The following is a 17,742-nucleotide window of genomic DNA, read 5'->3' as shown; positions in this document are numbered from 1 at the left end:
TCCCCAGCGTTTTCTTGCCTGCCATCTCGCTGCAGCTTCTGCTGACAAGTCAGCCGCTCAGTGCCCAGTGAACCACCAGGATTTCCCCAGCGTTTTTCTAGCTTGCCATCTCGCCGCAGCTTCTGCTGACAAGTCAACTTCTCCAGTGCCCAGTGAACCGCCAGATATTCCCCAGCGTTTTTCTAGCCTGCCACCTCGCCACAGCTCCTGCTGACAAGTCAGCCGCTCCAGTCCCCAGTGAATCACCAGGAATTCCCCAGTGATTTTCTTTCCTGTCACCTCGTTGCGGCATCTGCTGACAAGTCAGTCGCTCCAGTCCCCAGTGAATCACCAGGAATTCCCCAGTGATTTTCTTTCCTGTCGCCTCGTTGCGGCATCTGCTGACAAGTCAGTCGCTCCAGTGCCCAGCGAACCATCAAGAATCTCCCCGTGTATCTCTTTCGTTTGTTTCCTCGATTTCAATCGCCTAAAAAGAAACTTATGCCCTTTTGATCAATTCAGTCACCTCAGCAATGCCCTCACTTGCAATAAACGGAACTTGTCCAAAAATCAGATTGGGCTCACCCTGTAATCGCGCAACAAGATGACCTTTGCCGAGTAACTTCTCCGCACCCTTCTCACCGAGCGCAATTTCAGATGTCCCTACACTTTCAACACGTAAAATCAAACGATTTCCAAGGTTGTCCCGTAATTGCACAGGCAAGACATTCGCATCCGGACGTTGCGCGGCGAAAATAAGATGGATGCCTGCTGCTCTTGCTTTCACACCCAGCCGTTGAACGATAGATGAAACTGCGCTTTTATACGTGTCAACAAGCATCCACTCCGCAAATTCATCATGAATAAGGAATAACAGCGGAAGCTTCTCCTCAGCAGATACTTTAGCATTAAAATCTTTTAGACTATTAACTTTTTGCTCACGGAAAGCCAAGTACCTTCGATCCATTTCCTCAACGAGGAATTCGAGCACACTAACTGCTCGTTGCTGATCAATAATAATCCCTTCTGCCAAATGAGGCAGTTCTTCGAGGTGTTGATAGTCTACACCAAATTTAGGGTCAATTAAGTAGATCTTTGCCAGAGCCGGTGAATTTGTCACACAGATATCCAAAATCAAATTTTGCAGAAGCACAGACTTCCCGCTTCCTGTTGCGCCAGCAATCAATGTATGCGGAGCGTGCTGCTCCAACTTTTCGAATGGTCCCCCAAGATTCAGATATAATATTTCTCCATCTACCTCTTTAATTCCAACAACGAAGCTCATGTTCATTTCAGAAATGTTGGACTGTACTGCTCGGCACTTCCAGATGTCACCAAGTGTTATCGTTTCCCGATTTGGCCGTGCAACCGAAACAACAATTTCACCCGGCTGCGCCATAATGTTAATGATGTCAAGCGCATGAGTAGTTAGCAATTGTGACTTCTTCTTTTCTATGTCTTCAACACGCAGTTGATCCGATCCTTTAAGTTTAATGACTACTGCGTTTGGAGTTAAACGATGATCCAATACTTTAGCTTGAAGATTATAGCTAATTAACGCTCCTCTTAACACCGTGACGGTTTGATTTACCCATTTTTCTATTTCTTCGTTTTCACTTTCTGCCGATAAATGATTCATGATCCACTCGGACAATTGTTTACTTGCCCATGTAACCTCTGCATCTTCACTGACTTTTTCCGATTTCGCTTGATCCCCTACAGATCGTTCCAATTCCGTTGTATGTTCCTCTGATGTTGCTTGTGGCGCATCCTGAACAGCGAAAACAGGAAGTACAACTGCTTCTTCTTCGGGAGTAATCAAGTTTACTCTTCTCGCAGGAAGCTGTGCATGAAAGGTTTCCCATGGCCGCTGATCGCCGATCTTTTCCCGGATGTTGATGATCGATTCTCCACGATGAAAAGCTAATACAAGTTCCCTGACCAGTTCACGAGGATACACCTCCTGATAGCCATGAGTTGTATTTTGGATCGGCCATTGTTCACTTTCCATCGTTGAATCCGAGGGAGTATATAAGAAAACATGAGAATATCCTCTTACCTCGATTGGGATCGAACCATTACGAATGCCATCACGCCATTGTTCCACAGATAATCCTTCATTCTGTGTAAACTCCAGCCCGTCATTAAGCATATCACCTAAACGGGACAGCCACAGATCTCTATCCAGTCTGCCTGGGCTACCAAAGATAGCATTTTCCATCCGCACAATCGTATCTCGGAGCTGCTTTTGCGAATTTTTCTTCGCTTCAGCCGCGCTTTTTGATTCCACATACTTAGCTTCTGACACAAGCACTTGCAAATATGGCTGGCCATCTTTTACTTTCGGGCACAGCGCCAAAATATCAGCGATTTGCTCTTCTTTTTGACCAAGCCACGAGGCATAATCATCCAGAAAGAACCATCCGACCGAAGATGCCTTTAACTCTGATTGGAGTAGCATTTTACTTAAAACTACACCAATCAGCTCTCCAGCAAATACCCCCCGTTTAGCAGCACGTAAGACAATATCTCCGGAAATGCCATTGGCTTCGTCAATAAATTTTTCTGTTAATTGAAATAATGTTTCGTCATCCAGCCCCAAGTTCAAGGACTCTAATCTTCTTTTCACGAGAACTTGAAGCAAATTTAGCTTTGATCGCGAGGAGACAATCAGGTTTGGTCCTTGTGTTCGACTATGTTGATACTTAATGACCTTAACTCCCTGGTTCTTCAATTGCCTCCGTTCAAGTAAATCATCATAATTGACAACCCATTCACCGAGGGAATGAGCTTCATCAAATATTCCACGAACATATTCGTTTTGGAACGTAATTTGCCGCGCAGGTAAATAGACCATGCCTTCCTTTGGATCGATGCTATTGATCATGGAATACAGAGTGGCCAAATAAGTAACTCCAACTGCCGGTTGACTTGGACAAGTTAAATACACGGTTGACTTCAAGTCGTCTTTGGCCGAAGAGCGCCTTCTTGCCCACCGGGGTGGATAATGCTCTTGAATCATTGGGGTATTTACAATTTGATCTTCCACCCAAACCAACTTTGCTTGCCGTGAAATTACATCTTGCAAAAATACAATGTCTGCCGGTTTTCCGTCTTTTGTATCCGATAAAGGTGCCGCATCAGCCATGACTTCGATCCGTAACCTTGCCATGAAATCGCGAGAAACTTCGCTAGCAACAAACGTGTCCGGACCAATATCGTCACCTTCAATCATCTTCATGTAGAGGTTGTTCAGTTTATCCGCATCACGATGTCGTAAAATGATCTGACAGCGAACTTCATCTTCGCGATCATACAAAGATGTTAATGCTCCCACTATCGTTTCCGGCAACCGAGTCGAATCACAGTTAAACAGTACGATACTTAAATTTGTTCGTTCATGCGGCTGCAGATCCAAGTATCTTTTTACCAGCGACAATACTTTAGCACTTGCTTCTCGCGGATCTTCATTCGTATCCTGCCCTTCGACTTCTTTTACCGGGTATTCCATCAAACTGTAATCATTGATTGTATCAGAAACAGTTAATAAATGAGCTTGCTGACCTTCAAACCCTACGGCAACTTCAGGATAGTAAGGATGTTGGAGTTCGGATCGCAAATCAGAGAAAAACAATTTAGAATCTCCAAAATCCACCTCATTGGAAACAAGAATATGATTAATGAGGCCACTAACCTGCCGCGCTTTAATAGCCTTCGCCGCTAGTCTCATCGGATGCCACGGCGCAACGATGGAGATTGGTTTCTTTCCTTCGACTTGCACATTGCCTATTTTCATCACAAGATGCCACAATTCAATCCTGTTTACGTCACCTTGAGCATGAAGCTGCAAACTACGAAGCAACTGGTCATAAGCGTGACACTGCTCAAGTAAAGAATCTGCCGAAATCCCTTCATTCTTCCAATCTATAATCGCTTTGGAATAAAGGACGCTAAACGCTTCCCATTTCATTTCTATTTCTTCAAAGCCTTTTGGAGTGACCAGCCCCTCTGACAGAGCCTTCTTGAGATTATTCTTAAAACGTTTACTTAGATCCTCGGACTTTTTAGAAGAACTAATCAACGAACCGCGATCTTGCCCATATACAGCTTGTAAAGTACCCACATCATTCAAAGAGATGTTTTGAATTTTACCTTTTTTACTAATGGGATTTTTGCCGACATTGGAGTAAGAAAAGCTGTTGGCCGATAAACGTTTCAAGTCGTCGTAAAGTTCCATCCCAATCGCAGCCGGATTTCCTTTCCAAACGATACGAACCGCATTTTTTTGTCTGTTACCTGCCAAATCAGCATATTGTAGTTCAACATCAAAACCAATTTGCAAAGCAGATCTTGATGTCGATGTGTTTTTCTTGGGTTCCGTTTTGCTTTCAATTAATTCATCATATTGAAACAATCGATTGGTCTCCCAATGAACATATCGATTAGTCAATTTTTCAATTCCGCGGTACGCAATACAAAAATACATCGCAATATCTTCATTTAATTCAAACCATGTTTTCTTGCCGTTCCCTTTGGTTGTTTTAATTTTTAACGACTTAGCTCCACTCGTGTTTTCGCATTGAGCAAATAACCGTTCTACTGCCTCAAGTATCCCTACAAAGAAGTCGTCACACTCAATTGGTTTGCCATATACGAATTTATCCCAATCCGATTTTAATGACCGCTCAAGTTCTAACTCCTGACGATGCTGTTCATAAAAATCTCGGTCTTCTTCATTGGCCTCTGTAATCTTCCGCTTCTCCAAAGTATGCAAATAGCTTTTCTCAGCCTCAGATAACACACCGGCAAACTCATCTTCAAAATGCTGAAGCGTGCGAGTAGCCAAGTGAGCCTTCAATAATTTAACATCATTAAACAACAAGTAAATGTTGTCTCTTTCCCATTCTAATGCGGCAAGTTCTGCCGAGGCGTCTGACCAACCAGCTTTCGACTCAATATACGCTTCAACAGTTGAATGATGTTCTACGGCTATATCAACTTTCTTCTTCTCAAATATATCTTCCAAGTATTCGCTTTCCAACAATTGTCGATTGGGATTTTGCTTAATCAAATAACAGGCACGTTTGCTGAACGCGTCCTGAAACATCTTCTTCCACTTGGACAGATGATTGAGCATCTTACTTGAGATAGCTTCAAAATAACCTGAGTCGCGTGGGATACGCAAAGCAGGAAAAGCCCACCCAAGCGCGTTAACCAGCGGCAACCCTTCAGTAAGCATGATACGACGCGTCCATACAACATAAGCGCTAAACTGCTCTAAACTGCATTCATTTGCTTCTTGCAAACCTTTAAGTGCTTTCTCCCAATATCCCTTTTGTTCATCGGTCAACAATAAGTCCTGACTCGCGCTCTCCACCCAAATCTTCGGGACACCCTTTAAATCCCCCGCTCCTATTGTGGTAATCTCACGTAATGACGGCCCCTGGTCGTCATTGGTATTTGCAAGTACAAGAGCTGCTTTTTCGCATGGTGCATTTCTCCAGTATGTAGTCTTATACTCTGTCTTCACATCATCAGGCAAATCATAACCTTCCACCAGTTGTTTTGGAACTTTAATCTGTACTTTGGCACTCAAATGAGCATCTTGTAAAATACTCAGGCATATTTTCGAAACGACCTCGCCTGTCAAACGATCAAGTAAAAATCTCGCCACTCCATCAGGATTATCCAATGCATCATCCTGAAGATGGTTTCTGAAATATTCTGTCGCCACCCGTCCTATAAGTTCAATTTCATTCATGTTATCCTTCCTCCCGGGTCGCAAAAGGATTTTCTACGTAAGCGCAGGCATCAGACAGCCTTTTCAACAACCCCATACTCGCTAACCGTTGCTCTAATCTTGCCGCGTTCTCAGCGAACGCCTCTTGATCAGCTCGTCCATTATGAATATAAGCCCCAGCTTGCTTATCCCCTATAATAAGGCCATATCTCGTATATAGGTTTTCTAAAAACTCCTGATACTCCATTCGTGTGGGAACGACACACAGGACTAACGATTTTAACAGCAAATCTTGTGGTGCATAACGCGATCTGCGACTACCTCGACGAGACGAAAGGCCAATTTCCCTACTCCATACATTGTGGAACTTATTCAAATGCTGTTTATGCCGATTAATTGCATTTTCAAACAGTGTACTAAAGAGTTCCTCTGAAGTTTCAATATAATCAAACTCTTGTTCTTTGTTCTCTTTAGGCCACTTAAATTTCTCCTTGAGTATATCTCGACATTCCAATATGTCGTTCGCTTGAACCGCAACTTTCCATTCATCTGTCTCCCGTACGCTGCGAACGTAGTGTTCAACGGCAAAACGAGATAAATTGTGGTTTTCGCTAAAAGAGTCAGCTGAAAGTTCACGAATGATTGTTTTTTTAGGCGCGACAATCTCCGTAACGAAAGTGGCTTTATCAGTTTGACCCAGAATTTCTTTTGCTCTATTGAGGCTATACAGTAACATATGCAATCCCATGATGTTAATTAAATACGGAATAACATCATATGCAGGAATATTGCATCTAAATAAGCAAATCCAATCTTCTGCCAGCGTTTCATATTCGGGAAGCGACAGATAGGGAAGGTAAGTGCCCTCCCGCTTGGTAAAAGTTGAATGGGAAAGATCGTCTTTAGGTTGAAGCGCGGCTACAAGACGATTGAATTTCGTATTCTTGTTTAAGACATGCAGTTTCAAGTGAGACAGTAATTCATCACCCTTACCGCTACGCGATAACATAAGATAAAGCAATTCTCCTGTTCGCGCAAAAAATCTACGATCTTGTGAAGTATTATTATTTTCGCGTACATTTAGATCCTCATATAAACAATCAGGTCCGAATGGAAACACAAACTGTGAACTCCAGCGTTTATTGTTCTCCCCTTCAATAGTAGATACACACAAAAAATCAACTACTTCTTTGAAATCTTCAAATAATGGAAACCGTTCTTCCAAATACGCATAATCAGGACTCGGAATCCCGGCACTATTGCTCATTGATTCTTTCCAACGTTCCCACTGAGCACGATTATCATTCCGATACTGTCTCTCAATGACCGCCATTCTTGGATTATTAAATAGTATATTTCGCAAGTACAGTCTGGACTGCGGAGAGTACGACAAGGTATTGGGAACTGACTCTACAAAAGCACGTCCCGCCTCCATTTCGGAATTAAGCACATTCAAAAATTCCATGAAGCAGAGCCATGGGGTTTGCTCGTCATAGAGACGATGCCCCCAAATCGCCTCGTCTACCCACATATCGGAATCAATCTTTGATGGACGTGGCAGTATATCGCGCATCAGAATAGCACCTCCACCGTCTTTTTATCCAGGACTCCTTCCGCATTTAACTTAATGATGTGGAAAGACATGTCATTTATCTCGAAATCATCTTGCTCTTGTTCTTGTTTTCTTCTTTCATCAAGCTGCTTTAACAGACGACTCTTAAATGCAAGGATGTCTTCGTAACATTCACGGGAAAAACTCCCTGGTAGAGCCCCTTCCGCCACTCTCGATAAAAACTCGTAGCGGATTAATTGAAGATGTAATTTCACAACAGGAATCGCAGGGTCGGAAGATAAACTGACTTCCAAATTGAGCCGCCCAGATGGATCTGCTTTTACCTGCACACTTTCTCCTCGATCGCGCATGACCGAAATAAAACTCTCAAATATTTTGCTTACCTTCGCCTGAGAGTGACTTCCAGAGGTCGCCAAAATCAACTTATCTTGAGTTCTCGTTAATAGCCCCGTGGATATACGATTCAATCCCCTTACAAGTCGCGACAAGATTTGTGAAGGAGGCTTTGCTCCCTGATGAACTGCTCGATATACTTTGGTTAAGAACTCTCCTGCATATTGGAATGTAGTCAATTCCCAAAGCTTCAATTCATTCTCCTTATCGCGTGGGATACTAAAAAACAATCTCTGCCGCTGCGAACGAACCAAATCTAAAAATTCGGCTCCTCCATCCTCCGCGATACCTTCTAAATAAGCTTTTTGTTGTATTTTAAAAGTAGTATCCGCCCCATAATATGGGTCCGAAAGCATTAACTCTTGATATAGATCTTTTAATTCCGGATCATCGTTGCCGAAGATCAATATATTATCAATTTTGTTACTTGTTTCATTACCAATACCGAATCGACCTAACGTATTGAAAACAACAGTAGCTTCTCGCCGGCGTTCGATCAGATTTTCTCCAAATACATTACGGTATATGCTTGCTTTTACGGTAGTTCTCTTTTCAATGATATCAGGAATGTCTTGGCATCTCATCAATTTGTCTTTGACATCCGGATGCCCCAAAATCATATTGGAAACAAGCAACAGCAGTTGACGAATAGGCAAATGAATGCCATTGATTTCACATAGTTCAAGAAGATCAATCAACCGATCTCGTATCGTTTTAGTGCCATCAACATCTTCAAGCCTCTTTTTATTTTCCCAAATTGGACACCGCTGGTGGATATCTTCATGATCACGATACTGACAATGATTACAATCCTGCCATCCCGAATGATTCATTACCGCATCAATAACCTGTGGCAAAGCCCATGCAGCACTAATTCGACTAAGATTATATAAGTACACTCCATACTCGGTGTGTTCTTTTTGTTCGGTTACCAACATCTCTTCAATAACTTTCCGAATTCCAACTGCATCGGAATGCTCATCGATCTGCTTTAAAGCTTCTATAAGTTGTCCATCATTGGCTGCGATTAAGAATACGACATCAGACCGTTGATGTTTTATTGCTTGCGCAAATAGGACTAAATACTCACGCTCATGGTTCTCCAATTCACTTAAATCTTTGATGACGTAGAGCGTTTTATGGCTTTCTATTGGGAGAGTCTTTATATTTCCGGGCATTTCCCATTGCTCGTACGTACCGCCCAGGTCCAACCAAACCTCGCGGCTATGATACGTTTTCCCATCACCGGCCGTGCCTGTTAAGACAACTGACTTCGGCTGCTCTGATCGAAAATTCTCTATTAATTCCTTAAGATACTTGGCATCAATCAGAATAGGACTGATATTCTTTTTGTTAACAATTCTCTGAATGGTTTCATCGTACATGTTATCGTTACGAGGTATGGGGCCATATTGACGCAAAAAATTAATCCAGCCAGTATGAGAAGTTGTCATTTCAACCTCCACCTTATTATCAATCTGCCTGAATCGGCGAACTTTCGACATAATAGTACTTAGGTTACAGTTTCTACATCGCACCAGATACTTCCTCTTTTTCCTCCGAAAAATTCCGTAAAAAAAGACCAGAAGCAGAGTCTGGTCTCATAAAATAGCGATTAATCTAGTTAAATACACATACGCAGGGCACTGTATCGTTCTCTGCTGGATTGGAAGCTTCAACACGCATGCCCGCCTCAATTTCTTCCCTAAATTGTTTTAATGTTAAAGGTTGGCTATCTCTCTTTAATATCGTAACGTTACCGAGCATGTCTCTGAGCCTATTCTCCATTTCTTCCTGTTGCTTATACACATCTGGCCAAGTTTTATAAAGATGTTCATAATGATTTAATCCGCCGCGGACACACCGACCGCCACAATTTGCATGAGAAAATCCTTCATCATACATTAACGGCAATTTAATTTTCCACTCATTTTCGATAATACTTTTTAGATCCTTATCATTCAAAATCGAATTAATTAGAGGAAATCTTGTTTCAACCGGTTCGAGTGCTTGATGAGCATAAAAGTCTATTAGATTTTTCTGCCGCTGCTTTTCATGTGGTCCAATGCCAAAATAGAGAATGGGCTCGTATCCCTCAATTCGTAATTGTTCAATGAAGATGGTGGTTTGCCTTACTTTAAGTTCAGAAGAACATTTAGCTAGCCGAGAATTGCCAAGAAAGCGAGTCTCCATAAAAACCTCTTCGGGTGTACGTCCATCCATAACACGCAAAAATTCAATTCCAATGTACTCAGCTACATCATACATGAATCTATAGTTATCCGGATGCTCCCATAAAGTATCAGTGAAAAAGAGCAGACAATTTTCTTTTCCATATGTTTGAACCATAAGATATGCCACGTAAGCACTGGCTGCTCCACCACTAAACATAGCGACATGCTTGATTTTTCTCCCCATTTAGATCACCTCTCTTTTAATCATCAGTCTTTCGAAAACTCCTTTAACAGTTCTAATAACAAAAGTTGTAGTTCAGCTTTCGGAACCCCTCTTGTCATTTGTATCATATTCGCTTTGGTCGAATTAAGTATCGATTGAGATTTGGGTGATAATTCTACTCTAGGAACTACAATTGCGTCATCACCAATCCTTACTTCAAGAATAGAATCAGACGCAATGCCAGTTTTTAAGCTTTCAAGATTACTGTCAATCTGAGTAACGAACAATTGGTCTGTCGTGTCAGACCAATTCTCTCTTTTCACCCCTACGATCTTCTCACAGATTTCATCCACCCAATTTGACTCATCTGACATAACAAGTGCTTTTACAAAAGGATTGCTTGCTTTAACAATGATGCTCTTTTCAAGAGCCCACTTTTGCAGTTTCTTAAAAGTCTCAGCACCTGCCGTTTGAAGAATCTTGAATTCAATTTCGTCTTTATGCCGCTTGTCATAAGCTTCACATTCAATTCTTACTTTTTTCAACACATTAATTTTATTATCATTATCACACAATTTATTCAAACGTTCTAAAGCAATATCGGGTTGAACCTCGCCCTCACGAATACAGTCCTTCACCTTATTCGTAATCTCTGATGTTTGTTGTGTATTTTGGGTAATGCGCGGGAGAGATCGCAACCATCGTAACAAGACACGATTTGTAAAAATAGCAGGGTGAAGACGTTCGTCCTCTTCTTGAATATAATCAGAAAAAACTATCTTAATAGCTTTAGTTATGACACTTTGATTTGGATCAAAAGGTATAAACTTGAATGAATATTGTTCCGGATTTTCTATCATATAATAAAGCAAGTCAGCATCTACTTTGTTGTTGAACATACCATTATGGTAAAACATGATATAATTCCATTCATGGTATAGCAATGAAGCAAGCAACAAAGGAACTACAGGTTTTCTTATACCGAAAGGTGGGTTTTCAAACACATCTACAAGCGCTGAAACTCTTCCACTTCTTTGGTTGAGGATTCTTAAAAGTTCGGTTCTTAATTGAAGCAAATGCTCCTGGTCTGTTATGTTAGGATTACTAAAATTAATATTGTTATTCTTGATTACCGTAGCGTAAATAAGATATTCCGGGCCATAACCTTTTATATCGATTTCATTGGTAATTTGACTATGAAGAATTTGATTAAGTACGTCAATAGCCGCATTTTTTTGTATTTTGGTTATGGCTCTACGATTAAACGATTCGTTTCTGATTTCTGGAGTATTACAATAAATTCTGTCCATCACCTCATTGGACAAAAATTTACTCAACTCAATACCATTTGATAACGTATAGCTGTTACCTCTATAAATCCAGGTGCAATTTTGAAACTGGGTAATCGGTTTAAGCGTATCATTTATTTTATAACTAAGTTGCCTGACAAGCGCACCCAACTCGTCCGATAAAAATTTATCTTGACTCGTAAAGTACTTATCCTCTCGCATAAGGTGTATCATTGCTAACTTCTCCAAATAACGATCAGGAGAGACGTCCTCATTCGCAACAACGTAGAGTGACTTCTCCTCATTATTGCTTCGTTCCATCAATTCCTTTAGCATGGACTGATGCTCATCCCTAGTATCATTAAAAACGTAGTACACCACCGCATCTGATTCTCTCTGAATAAGTACGACAGTTTGTAATGTTTCCTGGTCTAATAACTCTGAATAATATACAGGAATGATCGGCGCAAATCGGGTGATACTTTTATCATCGTTATATTGTTTGGGTAAAACATACTTATGATGAAGCACTGAATGAAGTAACTCCATTTTTTGTCTCTTGCTTTGTGGATTTAACTGTAACCTGCTTTCAATTTCGGCTTCTATATCGACGCTGCTGCCTTCAAACAACTCCCAATGATCCAAGGTATTATTATAACGGATAGCCTTTTTTGTTTGAAGGTTTTCTAATATTCGCTTCGTATAATCATTCTTCCAAGATAAAGCAAACGAAATAAAGTCTTCGTTCGGATCTTGCTGTGCGTACAAAGCCGCCATATTCCATATAGTCAAAAGTTTGATTATTTTTAATTCATCTTCATGGGTCTGGGATTGAGTCATTCTCTTCTGCAAACGCTGATACAATGTATATGCCTGTCCAATTAGCGAATCCGGCTCAAATTCACTGAATGAGGGTTCAAAATAATCAAAAACAGTATCGATTCGGTACCAATCCTTATGCTGCTCGTAGTAAGACTTAAGCCCTCCGCGCTCGTCGCTTTCTAAGAAAGTAAACAAAGTCCTTTCATTTTGTGCGATAATATTGGCTAGTGGCGGTAGTACATATAAGGAAACCGGATGCAATGGATAAGATTCCTTTATCACTAGCGAATCGATTTCAAACATATTTAAATCCGGAAACAAATTGAAATATCGCAACTCTTTAACAAATTCATCAGAAAGTATGTTATTAGCTTCGCGATACTCTCTTGTAACGAAACTTGCTAAACGAATAAATGTCGCCGGATCGGATTTCGTATAGTACGTATTATAGCGTTTTTCGATTCGCTGAAATTCTTTTTGCAGATCATCACTGTATCGCAATGCATACTGTGCTAAGTTACGATGCGTGATTAACAACACATTAAAGTTACTACCCTTATCTGAATTCGAAAACTCCGCTAAGTCCTGCAATTCCTGCATTGTTTCATGAATGGCAGTTGAGGGAAGAGTCTGCAAAAAACGGCCAAACTCATCATAAATAATAAACAAACCAAGATTCCGCACTCGAAGTTCTTCTGTTATATATTCCAGTTGCGTGGTTAAATCTTTGTCAAAGTTAAGGCTTAGCTTCGAACCTGAGGTAAGTGCCGGATACGTCTTTTTAAACCAATCGATGGCCTTTACGTTTACTTTTTCAATATCTTTTCGCCATGTTTCAATCGTCCATGTCTTCTTTTTCAATAAAACGAGAAATTCATCATATGTAGACTTATATTTTTTCTTCCATGTATCTACAATGCTCAAAATATCTGATACAATGATCGGCTGTGTAAAATCAAGATTCCTCTCGCATAAAGCCGTATAAAGAGCTGATAAGAGACTTCGTTTAAAATTTGGTTCCTCGCCGCTTAATACAACAGGAATATATGTTTTGTTTTTTTCTTTTATATCAAGCAAAAGCTTATGAATTTGATCATCGATTGTTTGAAATTTGTTCAATAATGGATAGAAAAATCTATCTTCCAAGTCATTTGAAAGAACACCTGCTAATATAGTTCCTAACAGGGATTTCCCTGACCCATATGATCCTACAATAATATGAGATCGATTCCCTTCACCTTGAACTCCTTTCAGTATCCCTACTATAGAATCAACATGTGAAGGCGTGGGTAAATAACGATCATATAAAACCGACTTTCCCAAATCGAACCTAATGTTTATACTTGGTTGAAAATATGTCTTCTCCTTGATCATGTCTGTTCCCTTCTAATGCGCTTGTATTCTTCTTCCAAGAACACAAGCGGCTCAATCTTTGGCAATCTAATAGTATCCAATCGATTTGTACGATCAAAAGTGATTGGGCTATACGGATGATGAGTCAATGCATCAAGAGCCTTGATAATCTCGTTTCTTGGAAGATGGAATACCTTGCCCCATAGAAAATCTTTCTTTTGAATCTCTTCAACAGAGAGCAAACTCTCTTCATTGCCTTCTTGAGGTTCTTTACGTTTTTGATAAACTAGCAAAGTGTACATTAGCGCAGCAAGCCCAATATCGGAATACTTCATGTTTTTTTTCGTAATAATCGATTTTTCTTCATGTAACAATCCGATCACGCTAAGCGGACTCTGAATAACCTCTTCCGGATCGTCTGTTTTCCCTTTATCGCAATACAAGCGAATCAAACAGTCGATATCTCTTTTTATAGAGTTAGCCGAGGGCTTCTTAGGCTCGTTTTTTTTCAACCAAAACAAGAAGTCATTGACAATCTCATCTTTCAACGATGACTTTTTCTCATAAATATTAAAATACCAATACCAAGCTGTGCTAGGCTCTCTATCATCTACCAAATGATAATGAACTATACTAGCTGTATCAATGATTTCAATGTAAGGGTCATACTCACTCATTATTCTTCCGAATGGCGAAATATTATGCTCTGCTCTGTTATTCATGTTAACGATTCCGGTCGCTACAACCCAATATCGCAGCGATTGAACCATATTTTTGCCTAGCCCTATTTGTTCTGCTGCACTATCTTGATAAAGAAACTTATTATCTATTCTAAGTTCATTGATCGCTTTTCTTAACCAATTGATCCGCAAATAAAAACTTTGGTGTTGTCCGTATCCCATTTTGCTACCTCTCGATTTCTGGAGACTACCTTCCAGATTTAATATATCATATTCACGGTTTTTAATAAATCACTGTAATTTGAACTGTCAATAAGTTTTTGTTCGAAGTTGTACAATGTCTAGTGATTCAACAAACACAAAGGTACGAACATAAGTTCTGATTATGCACTCTGCTCAGTAAGCTCTTCAAATGCGAACATTTGTATGGTATCATAAATATACAAACATTTGTTCGGATTGGGGTTAAAATGGCTAAAGCAGAGTCGATGTCGTTGTTGGATTTTCAAAAATATTTTGGTACAGAAGAAGCTTGTGCCGATTACATCATGAGCAAGCGTTGGAAAAATGGATTTTCCTGTTTGAAATGTAATCATAACGAACATTACTATCTTCGGACTCGCCAGCTTTTCGAATGCCGTAAATGCCACTACCAAGCGTCCATCACAGCCGGAACGCTTTTTCACAAGACTAAGCAGTCGTTGACTGTATGGTTCTGGGCCATTTATCTCGTTGCCCATGACAAACGTGGTAAGTCGGCCTTATCTCTTTCCGATGTACTCGGACTGAACTACCGCACTGCTTTCAACATGCTGCGAAAAATTCGAGCAGCGATGAAAGACAGAGACTCGAGTTACATGCTCTCTGGCGTAGTGGAGATGGATGACGCTTACTTTGGAGCTCCTCGCAAGGGCAAAGCTGGCCGCGGAAGCGATAAATCCAAAGCTGTTATCGCTTTATCTAAAGATGGCTTAAATCATCCCGAATATTTGAGAATCGAAGCCATTGACAGTGTTACCATCGAAGAGATCAAGCGCGTAGCAAAGAAATGTGTCAAGCCAGGCAGCACGATTGTATCGGACGGCCATAGCTCTTATAAACCATTGGCAGAAGAGGGTTTCTTTCATGATGCGAAAGCGTACTACAAGGAAGATAAAGATGACTTTTTGAAGATGCTGCATATCATCATCGGAAACGTTAAGGCATATATACAAGGCACTTACCACGGCTTGGGATCCCGATATCTGCAATCTTATTTTGACGAATTTTGTTTTCGGTTTAATCGCCGCTTTAATCCGAAAGAAATCTTCGATAGATTGCTGAATGTTTGTGTTTTATCGTCACCCCATCCAATCTCCTGAGGTATGTGCATAGTCAGAACATAAGTTCCGTTCATTCTCTACTACTATATACAATTCTACAAAATTCATCAATATCCCTCTCCTTTGTGAAATTGGTGTGCTCTATCGTAACTCTCAGTACACATTATTACAAGGCCAAAATACTAGCATTCGCATCATTAATAATTAATACCTATAAACAGAAGAATATTTATCATTGTTCTGTAAATAGATTTTTTGTTACCAAAAAAACAACCATCTAAAGCAACAGAGAGTAAACCTTAGGTAGTTGTTCTTTTGGTTTAAAGACTCTCGAATCGTGCTTTTAACTTCACTGAATCCGATTAGTTCCTTGTCAGTTTTTGCGAAACAGATTTCGAAGCGGCGACGCTTTTGTGTGCTGCATCTTCTTTTCCGGTTTCCACAGGTTCACGTATCGTTTCACCATGTCCTGCGTCGTGTGACCTAAAATCTCCTGCAAACTATAGGGATCGCCACCGTTAAAGATATACAGTTTGGCAAACGTATGGCGCAACGTATGCGGGCTGACTCTTACTCCCTGTATGTTGGCTTTTTCCCCGTAATTGCTGATGATTTCCTGTACGGTTCGGATTTTCAGCCGTTCCCCATCAATCGTAACAAACATATAATCGGAAGAAAGCGAGCCTCTAATCTGTAAATATTTCGTTAGCGCTTTTCTTGCTTCGTCGCTGAAAGGAACGTCCCGCGGCCTCCGGCTTTTTCCGATCACTCCGAGTAAAAAACACTGCTTCATATCCAGCTGGCTCAATTTCAATTGAATAATCTCCCCCAGCCGAAGTCCCGTATCCAACATCAGCATAAGCATCGTATGATCTCTGAACCCTGTAAAAGTGTTCTTATTCGGTTGAGCCAGCAAAGCCAGAATCTGTTCTTCCGTCAACGAATAAATGGTCGCCTGCTGACCGCTTCGCGTTTTCAATAACGTGGTCGGATTTTTCACGATCCATCCTTCCCGCTGAAGGAACGAAAAAAATCTCTTGAGCGTCTTGATCCGGTTATTAATCGTATTGAGTGCATAGCCCTTGGTTTCCGCCATGTACATGACAAAATGCTTGCGAATGATTTCAACCGTAACTTCCTCAACACTCGGCTCAACCTCTTGCTCCATCATGATTTTTTTGTAGCTGTTCAAGTTGTCCTGTTCATATTGAACGGTTCTTCCCGAGGACGTTTCCGCCCGTTTGGCTCGAAGGTAGATCTCGACTGCCTCGTCCCAACTCAGCTTTGCTCCGGTTCCTTTGTAGGAATCCATTTCGATTAAAATGTTATTTTTTCTTCTCGGCATCTTCGACTGCTCTTTCGGAAAAGACACCAAGTTTCCCGTCATTTCAATTCACTCCTATCCATATATTATTTATCGATCCCATCTCTTTTCGACATATATATAAATGAAAGATTCATTTTTCTTGTATCGTGATGACATTCAAATCTGCTGCTCTTCTGTTCAGCCCGTACATTTCTTTGAGCAGTTGAACAGCCCGCTGCCGCGCCATCACCTCCACTGCCGATCTGCGCTCTGAGAAAACCGATACTTTCAGGCGATACCCTGCTGTTTCCAACTCGCATTCGAAACGTTTACTCATCGAGTCACCTTCCATTTAAGAACAACAAAGCCGCCCCAAGGGACGGCTCAACTGTTCCATATGCATATATGAAAGTAAACTATTGAACCAGCGAAAGCAGTGTTTCCCTTGCTCGGACGTGACCAATTTACTATGGTCGCCATACCACTGCCCGTTTTTTCGGACAATTTCCGCGACTCGTTCTAACCCGAAATCCCAGTACTTCTTTTTCACAATGCAGCGGACAACCTACTCGATCACCCCTACCACTATTCCGAACGTACGTTTCAATCTTTTGCCACGCAAGTCCGAATGTATAGACAGAATAGGCAGACGAAAGTTCACCATTGTCATTTCCTTGTCGATGAGCATCCAGCGGTTGGTGATTATTCCTGCCGTGACGGTTTGATTCACATTACAACATTCATCGAAATGCCATGTTGCTACCGAACTGCTAATTCCGCTGAAACATAACCCCATGTCCATTCTTTCGTCCAGTCGGCATGGATGATAAAAAGAAGGCACTTTTCTGTACCTTTACAATCATTTAGATCAAACAATAAATTTTCAAG

At 40.9% G+C, this 17,742-nt stretch carries 9 protein-coding genes; 1 reads left to right on the top strand and 8 read right to left on the bottom strand.

The window, feature by feature from the left end; translation table 11 throughout:
• Window positions 1–478: 478 nt before the first annotated feature.
• From VF724_RS17080 to VF724_RS17055, 6 genes are all read right to left on the bottom strand, one after another.
• Window positions 479–5,740 (bottom strand): FtsK/SpoIIIE domain-containing protein, encoded by a 5,262-nt coding sequence (locus tag VF724_RS17080; protein WP_371755450.1) that lies wholly within the window; start codon window positions 5,738–5,740, stop codon window positions 479–481.
• 1 nt (window position 5,741) lies between these two features.
• Complete coding sequence (locus tag VF724_RS17075; RefSeq protein WP_371755449.1) at window positions 5,742–7,292, bottom strand: methylation-associated defense system protein MAD7 family protein; 1,551 nt, start codon at window positions 7,290–7,292, stop codon at window positions 5,742–5,744.
• A complete protein-coding gene (locus tag VF724_RS17070) occupies window positions 7,292–9,139 on the bottom strand; it encodes a hypothetical protein (RefSeq protein ID WP_371755448.1) in 1,848 nt (615 codons plus the stop codon). Before VF724_RS17070 ends, VF724_RS17075 begins: the two co-directional genes overlap by 1 nt.
• 166 nt (window positions 9,140–9,305) lie before the next feature.
• The gene (locus VF724_RS17065; protein WP_371755447.1) at window positions 9,306–10,103 is read right to left on the bottom strand and encodes a phosphoadenosine phosphosulfate reductase domain-containing protein; all 798 of its coding nucleotides are present in this window, start codon (window positions 10,101–10,103) and stop codon (window positions 9,306–9,308) included.
• Between the two features lie 23 nt (window positions 10,104–10,126).
• On the bottom strand, window positions 10,127–13,567 hold the full coding sequence (locus tag VF724_RS17060; RefSeq protein ID WP_371755446.1) for a hypothetical protein: 3,441 nt from the start codon (window positions 13,565–13,567) through the stop codon (window positions 10,127–10,129).
• The gene (locus VF724_RS17055) at window positions 13,564–14,448 is read right to left on the bottom strand and encodes a DUF4007 family protein (RefSeq protein WP_371755445.1); all 885 of its coding nucleotides are present in this window, start codon (window positions 14,446–14,448) and stop codon (window positions 13,564–13,566) included. The genes VF724_RS17060 and VF724_RS17055 overlap by 4 nt, the downstream gene beginning before the upstream one ends.
• A gap of 248 nt (window positions 14,449–14,696) precedes the next feature.
• On the opposite strand from VF724_RS17055, the gene VF724_RS17050 reads away from it, so the two are divergent.
• Window positions 14,697–15,587: an IS1595 family transposase gene (locus tag VF724_RS17050; protein ID WP_371755444.1), complete on the top strand. Its 891-nt coding sequence runs from the start codon at window positions 14,697–14,699 to the stop codon at window positions 15,585–15,587.
• 334 nt (window positions 15,588–15,921) lie between these two features.
• Here VF724_RS17050 and VF724_RS17045 read toward each other — a convergent pair whose 3' ends face one another.
• Complete coding sequence (locus VF724_RS17045; RefSeq protein ID WP_371755443.1) at window positions 15,922–16,935, bottom strand: tyrosine-type recombinase/integrase; 1,014 nt, start codon at window positions 16,933–16,935, stop codon at window positions 15,922–15,924.
• 70 nt (window positions 16,936–17,005) lie between these two features.
• The gene (locus tag VF724_RS17040) at window positions 17,006–17,191 is read right to left on the bottom strand and encodes a hypothetical protein (RefSeq protein WP_371755442.1); all 186 of its coding nucleotides are present in this window, start codon (window positions 17,189–17,191) and stop codon (window positions 17,006–17,008) included.
• Window positions 17,192–17,742: the final 551 nt, after the last annotated feature.

Source organism: Ferviditalea candida, from assembly GCF_035282765.1.
Classification (GTDB): Bacteria; Bacillota; Bacilli; order Paenibacillales; family KCTC-25726; genus Ferviditalea; species Ferviditalea candida.
Note: the sequence above shows the minus strand (reverse complement) of the source record. Positions and strands in the feature narration are given on the sequence as shown.

What these genes read in the sequence shown, in the direction of transcription:
- VF724_RS17080 (WP_371755450.1), bottom strand. Translation starts at nt 5,740, where the DNA reads ATGAATGAAATTGAACTTATAGGACGGGTGGCGACAGAATATTTCAGA.
- VF724_RS17075 (WP_371755449.1), bottom strand. Translation starts at nt 7,292, where the DNA reads ATGCGCGATATACTGCCACGTCCATCAAAGATTGATTCCGATATGTGG.
- VF724_RS17070 (WP_371755448.1), bottom strand. Translation starts at nt 9,139, where the DNA reads ATGACAACTTCTCATACTGGCTGGATTAATTTTTTGCGTCAATATGGC.
- VF724_RS17065 (WP_371755447.1), bottom strand. Translation starts at nt 10,103, where the DNA reads ATGGGGAGAAAAATCAAGCATGTCGCTATGTTTAGTGGTGGAGCAGCC.
- VF724_RS17060 (WP_371755446.1), bottom strand. Translation starts at nt 13,567, where the DNA reads ATGATCAAGGAGAAGACATATTTTCAACCAAGTATAAACATTAGGTTC.
- VF724_RS17055 (WP_371755445.1), bottom strand. Translation starts at nt 14,448, where the DNA reads ATGGGATACGGACAACACCAAAGTTTTTATTTGCGGATCAATTGGTTA.
- VF724_RS17050 (WP_371755444.1), top strand. Translation starts at nt 14,697, where the DNA reads ATGGCTAAAGCAGAGTCGATGTCGTTGTTGGATTTTCAAAAATATTTT.
- VF724_RS17045 (WP_371755443.1), bottom strand. Translation starts at nt 16,935, where the DNA reads ATGACGGGAAACTTGGTGTCTTTTCCGAAAGAGCAGTCGAAGATGCCG.
- VF724_RS17040 (WP_371755442.1), bottom strand. Translation starts at nt 17,191, where the DNA reads ATGAGTAAACGTTTCGAATGCGAGTTGGAAACAGCAGGGTATCGCCTG.